This window comes from Neptuniibacter sp. (assembly GCF_024231755.1).
In the GTDB taxonomy this organism is placed as follows: domain Bacteria; phylum Pseudomonadota; class Gammaproteobacteria; order Pseudomonadales; family Balneatricaceae; genus Neptuniibacter.
Window position 1 is genome coordinate 1 of sequence record NZ_JAAEQH010000240.1, and the last position, 5,167, is coordinate 5,167.

Annotated in this window: 4 protein-coding genes and 1 tRNA gene; 3 read left to right on the forward strand and 2 right to left on the reverse strand. The window is 43.8% G+C overall.

The window, feature by feature from the left end:
* The 3 genes from GY843_RS12725 to GY843_RS12735 form a co-directional block, all read left to right on the forward strand.
* Window positions 1-1,659, forward strand: a 1,659-nt coding sequence (locus GY843_RS12725; protein ID WP_297310220.1) for a tail fiber domain-containing protein, incomplete at its 5' end; no start/stop codon positions are given.
* Window positions 1,660-1,708: 49 nt separating this feature from the next.
* Window positions 1,709-3,316, forward strand: a complete 1,608-nt coding sequence (locus GY843_RS12730; RefSeq protein WP_297310222.1) for a hypothetical protein — start codon at window positions 1,709-1,711, stop codon at window positions 3,314-3,316.
* A 2-nt stretch (window positions 3,317-3,318) separates the two neighbouring features.
* Window positions 3,319-3,915: a dockerin type I domain-containing protein gene (locus GY843_RS12735; protein WP_297310224.1), complete on the forward strand. Its 597-nt coding sequence runs from the start codon at window positions 3,319-3,321 to the stop codon at window positions 3,913-3,915.
* Window positions 3,916-4,168: 253 nt separating this feature from the next.
* Here the strand turns inward: GY843_RS12735 and GY843_RS12740 are convergent, their stop codons facing one another.
* Window positions 4,169-5,002, reverse strand: a complete 834-nt coding sequence (locus tag GY843_RS12740) for an O-methyltransferase (RefSeq protein WP_297310225.1) — start codon at window positions 5,000-5,002, stop codon at window positions 4,169-4,171.
* A gap of 38 nt (window positions 5,003-5,040) precedes the next feature.
* A tRNA-Lys gene (locus GY843_RS12745) sits at window positions 5,041-5,113 on the reverse strand.
* Between the last annotated feature and the right edge of the window lie 54 nt (window positions 5,114-5,167).

Genomic DNA, 5,167 nt, shown 5'->3' on the forward strand with positions numbered 1-5,167 from the left:
CATGTCAATTTGGGCGTTGCCTGTACTACCGGAGTTGTTGGAAGCATCAATAAAGCATATGCCACAGTTGGCGGCGGTAGATTTAACACAGCCAGCGGAACTGGTTCCACAGTTGGTGGCGGTGAATCTAACACAACCAGCGATTGGTATTCCTCTGTAGGCGGTGGTCTTGATAATGAAGCCAGCGGACTTGTTTCCACAATTGGTGGCGGTTCTGAAAACAGTAACGCTGGTGATCATTCAACAATAGCAGGTGGTTATGCTGATACGATATCAGCCACAGCAGATTACTCTTATTTGTTTGGAATTGGAAGCAAATTGACCGAAGATTCAACATTTATGGTTGATATGCCTCATATCCGTCTTGGCGATGAAGCCACTGGCTATGAAATCCCATCATCGCGTGGCACAGTTGATCAGGTATTGCAAACTGATGGATCTGGTCAAGTAAGTTGGGCTACTGTTTCAAGTGGCGGAGATGATCTTGGAGATCATACTGCAACGCAAAATGTAGAACTCAGTGACAACTGGTTATCCAATGACGGCGACAGTGAAGGTCTGTTTGTTGATACCGATGGAGATGTTGGTGTCGGCACCAATACCCCGGATGCAAGACTCCACATAGTTGGCCAAACCATTATTGATGGCAGCACTCTGGAATTTGTAAATACAGGAAGCAGCGTATTTATAGGCGAAGATGCCGGCGCCAATGATGATTACACAACTAATAGCAATACGGGTATAGGCAACATTGCGCTCAGAGACAACATCAGTGGATTTTTTAACACAGCCGTTGGGTCTGGTGCTCTGGCTAATAACCTCGAAGATCACAACACTGCTTTTGGTATGTCCTCGCTTTTGTATAATACATCTGGTGGGGAAAACACTGGTATTGGCAGAGCGGCTCTGCAGAGCAATACCACCGGAGACAACAACACGGGTCTGGGCTTTTGGACCGATGTCGGATCTAACAACCTCACCAACGCAACAGCGATAGGTGCATACGCCTACGTGACCCAATCCAACAGCCTGATACTCGGCAGCATCAATGGCGTGAATACGGCGACTGCAGATACTAAAGTGGGCATCGGCACCACCAGCCCCTATTATAAATTTGAAGTTCAAGGTGCTACAGGTTCCAATAACTGGATTGCAAAGATTAATAATATAAGCAACGATAATACCACGTATAACAATGGACTTCTTATACAAGCCGGGCATGATAGTTATAATAGTAGCAGAGGATCAAATATGTTAACATTCTCCAGGCCGGACGGTGCACCTATGGGCGCTGTTATCCAGAACGGCAGCACTTCGATTAGCTATTACTCCATATCCGACCGCCGCCAAAAATCCAACATCCGCACCACCGATTACGGCTTGAACAATCTCCTCCAAATCCAGGTGGCTGATTATGAATATAAGGATAACTCGGCAACAACTCAAACCGGTTTCATCGCCCAACAGCTTTACGAGCACTACCCGGAAGCCGTATCCGTAGGCGGCGACGACCTCGAAGCAAATCCCTGGATGGTGGCCTATGGCAAAATGACGCCGTTGCTGGTAAAAGCTGTGCAGGAGCAGCAGGAAACTATTGAGGAACTTAAAGCTGAAGTTGAGGAACTGAAAAAAATGGTGCAACAGTTGGCTGGTCAGTAATAAGTAGTAGAAGATTGATAACAGATATAGAATAATGAAAGGCAGTATAATGCGAATTAGTTTAATTCTCGCAATGATCTTTTGTCTAACAGTTGGTTCTGTTCTGGCTGAAGTGCCAAACACGATCAATTATCAGGGCAGTTTAACTGACGGAGCCGGTGATCCGCTTACAACCACAGTTTCGATGACATTCACAATTTACGATGATGAAACAGTTGGGTCGTCGCAATGGAGTGAAATTCATCCCACAGTATCAGTTACTGATGGTTTGTTTGATGTTGTTCTTGGTGAAGGCACTCCTGCTGTTCCTATTACAGATGTTGTGTTTTCGGGTGCTGTTCGCTGGCTGGAAATTGAAGTTGCCAGCGAGACAATAACTCCTCGAATTCAGTTGGTCACGGTCCCTTATGCCTTTCGTGTTGCTACTGTTGATGGTGCCAGTGGCGGGGTCATTTCAGGCAAACTGAATATTGGCACTGACAACACTAACGCCGGTAACTATGCCTTTGTTGCTGGTGAATCTAACGAGGCCAGTCAGGATTATTCCGCAGTTGGCGGTGGTCTACATAATGAAGCCAGCGGAACAGCCTCTACAGTGGGCGGCGGAATGCAGAGCACAGCCGGCGGCAATTTTTCCACAGTTGGCGGCGGTAATGGTAACACAGCCAGCGCGGGATATTCCACAGTTGGCGGCGGTGAAGGTAACACAGCCAGCTCGGGATATTCCATAGTTAGCGGAGGTGATGGTAACACAGCTAGCGGATATATTGCCACAGTTGGCGGCGGCCGGGAAAACAGCAATGCTGGTGATTTTTCAACAATACCCGGAGGTTATCGGGATACTATCACGGCCACTGCAGATTATTCTTACCTGTTTGGAATTCAAAGTACATTAACCGAAGACTCTACCTTTATGGTTGATATGCCTCATGTCCGTTTTGGCGATGAAGCCACTGGTTATGAGATTCCATCATCTGACGGCGCAGCTGATCAGGTATTGCAAACTGATGGATCTGGTGCTGTGACCTGGGCAGACCCTGGCTTGAACGACCCAGGAATTACCTCTGATCATTATCCACCTGGCGTCATAATTCTCACAACGACAATGCAGGATTTGGCAACCACTACAATAACAACTCCTGGACCTGGATATGTTTATGTTATTGGGAGGTGTTGGGTACAATCCTATGGCTCGACAGCGTCAATTTCCAGTTCATTTCAAATTGATGAAACTTCTGGTGGATCTTATATAGCTCCATATTATTCTGCTGTTGGTCCTACTATGGCACTTGATGCAACTTTTGAAAGTGTAAATTCAGCTTTTGCGGACAGAGTATACTATAAACCTAATGCTGGATCATATACATTCAGATTTGAAGGGATGAAGGACAATTTGGCATCGACTGTAAGAACTGGAAACATTTTTATTACTGCTCTATATATTCCCACCTCTTATGGTACCGTAACCACTATTAGTTCTAACCCTCCCTCAGATGCTGATGCGGAATTGATATCTGTAGAAGACCTTGATGGAAATAGCTCTCAAGCATATAAACATGACCTTCGCCAATTAGAACTCAAAGTAAAAGATGCTCAACTTGAAGCTTTGAGACTTGAAAGAGAACTCAACCAAGCCAAATCTGAACAGGGGTTTTAATTATGAATAAACATAAAGTAAGACAGTACTCTATTATCTGCGCTATATTGTTTCTTGTCTCGATCGCCGTATTTGCCGGCAATAAATCGGGTAAAGAAATAAACGTGCAGGTAATATCAACAGAAACAAACGCAGTTGTTGACAAATCTGATCAAAAAACTGACGTGCAGACAACATCATCAGACAAAGATATACCCGCCAATAGGGCAGGTGAAGAGATCAACTGGCAGGTGATATCATCGGGCGGAAATATGAACGGTAGTTCGACCAATTATGGGTTAAGTTCTACTGTCGCCCAGACTGCCGTTGGGTCGGGAACCTCGGCAAGCTATGGTCTTGGACACGGTTTTTGGCAGGGCATTGGAAGCGGAAGCTGTTGTGATCTGGCTGGCGATGTAAATAACGACACAAATATTGATATCCTTGATATTGTTTTTGTCATCAACTTCAAGTATAAAGGCGGTCCTGCTCCGGAATGTATGGATGAAGCTAATATAAATAGCGACACAGAGATTGATATCCTTGATATTGTTTACCTCATAAACTATAAGTATAAAGGCGGTCCTACTCCGATTTGCGGAACGTCCGGTGAAAAATAGAGTAATATAATTCAATAAAGTTAAAATAGGCGGAACTCTCAAATGGTTCTGCCTATTTTTTTACTTGCGATTGATGTTGATAAAAGAATAAGCATCGATTCCCACCTGTGTGGGAATGACATTGATGAAGATTAGGCGTAAAAAAAGTACGCCATCCAGGGATCGAACCTGGGTCTGATCCCCAAATATATTATTAAAAACGAGTCACGCTCTATGAGAAAATAGATGTTACTGGTATGGCAGTCTAAGACAATTATTTAATAGAGAGTTCCATCCCAAACTGGTCGATATCAAATGAAATACTTTCGGAGAAATTGTTTTTGTTGCGAACCCACTCCAGATAAGATTTCAATTCATCTTTATGATCATGATGAGTGGAATCATGCGCAATCACCCAGGCGCCACTTGGAAGCTTATCAAAGGCCTGTTGAAGAAATTGAAGATAACCGTTAACACAATTATCATCTTTGGCTTCAAGATATAGAAAATCAATTGGACCCTCGATATTTGATAGAGCCTTTGCGGCATCCTCGCCAATCAACTCAACTGATTCACTATTGCTCAATTTGGCAAAATTCTTTTTTGCCAGTTCCGTCATCTTAACATCAATATCTACACCATAGATCCGATCGGCCGTATATTCCCTGTGGCTACCAATACATGGCCCGGAAAACCATGCCAATGTATTTCCCCAAAAACTGCCAAGTTCCACCATTCGCATCGGTTTTTTGACGGCTGTTAACATATATAATAAGCGTTCCATTACAGGTGTGATGGATGTCCAGCTACCAGTGAATTTTTCCTTAATTTCAGACCTAAAAGATTCGAATGCCTTAATACTATAGTTGGCATCTTTGCTAATCAGATTTAGTGAGACCAACATTTCTCTTGCCGTATCAATAATTGATTCCTCATTTGGTGAATTGGATAATCGTATTTGAAGATCATAGTCACGATAGGTGACTTCTCGGCGCAAGTCCGATTTTGCCTCAAAATTGAAACTGGCATTGGGATGTACAACGCCATCCTTCTTCAGCTTTAATACAGCGGCTTCTATTGCATCCTTTGGTGGATGAAAAACTTTCATAATATTCCAGTTTATTTTAGTTTAAGGCGTAAAAAAAGTACGCCATCCAGGGATCGAACCTGGGACAAGCTGATTAAGAGTCAGCTGCTCTACCAACTGAGCTAATGGCGCATTAAAAAAATGAGGGTGGAAGGGATTGAACCTTCGACCACCTGCTTAAAAGGC

Bases quoted from the DNA above. Each gene is read 5' to 3' on its own strand.
- GY843_RS12730 (WP_297310222.1), top strand. From the start codon at position 1,709: ATGCGAATTAGTTTAATTCTCGCAATGATCTTTTGTCTAACAGTTGGT.
- GY843_RS12735 (WP_297310224.1), top strand. From the start codon at position 3,319: ATGAATAAACATAAAGTAAGACAGTACTCTATTATCTGCGCTATATTG.
- GY843_RS12740 (WP_297310225.1), bottom strand. From the start codon at position 5,002: ATGAAAGTTTTTCATCCACCAAAGGATGCAATAGAAGCCGCTGTATTA.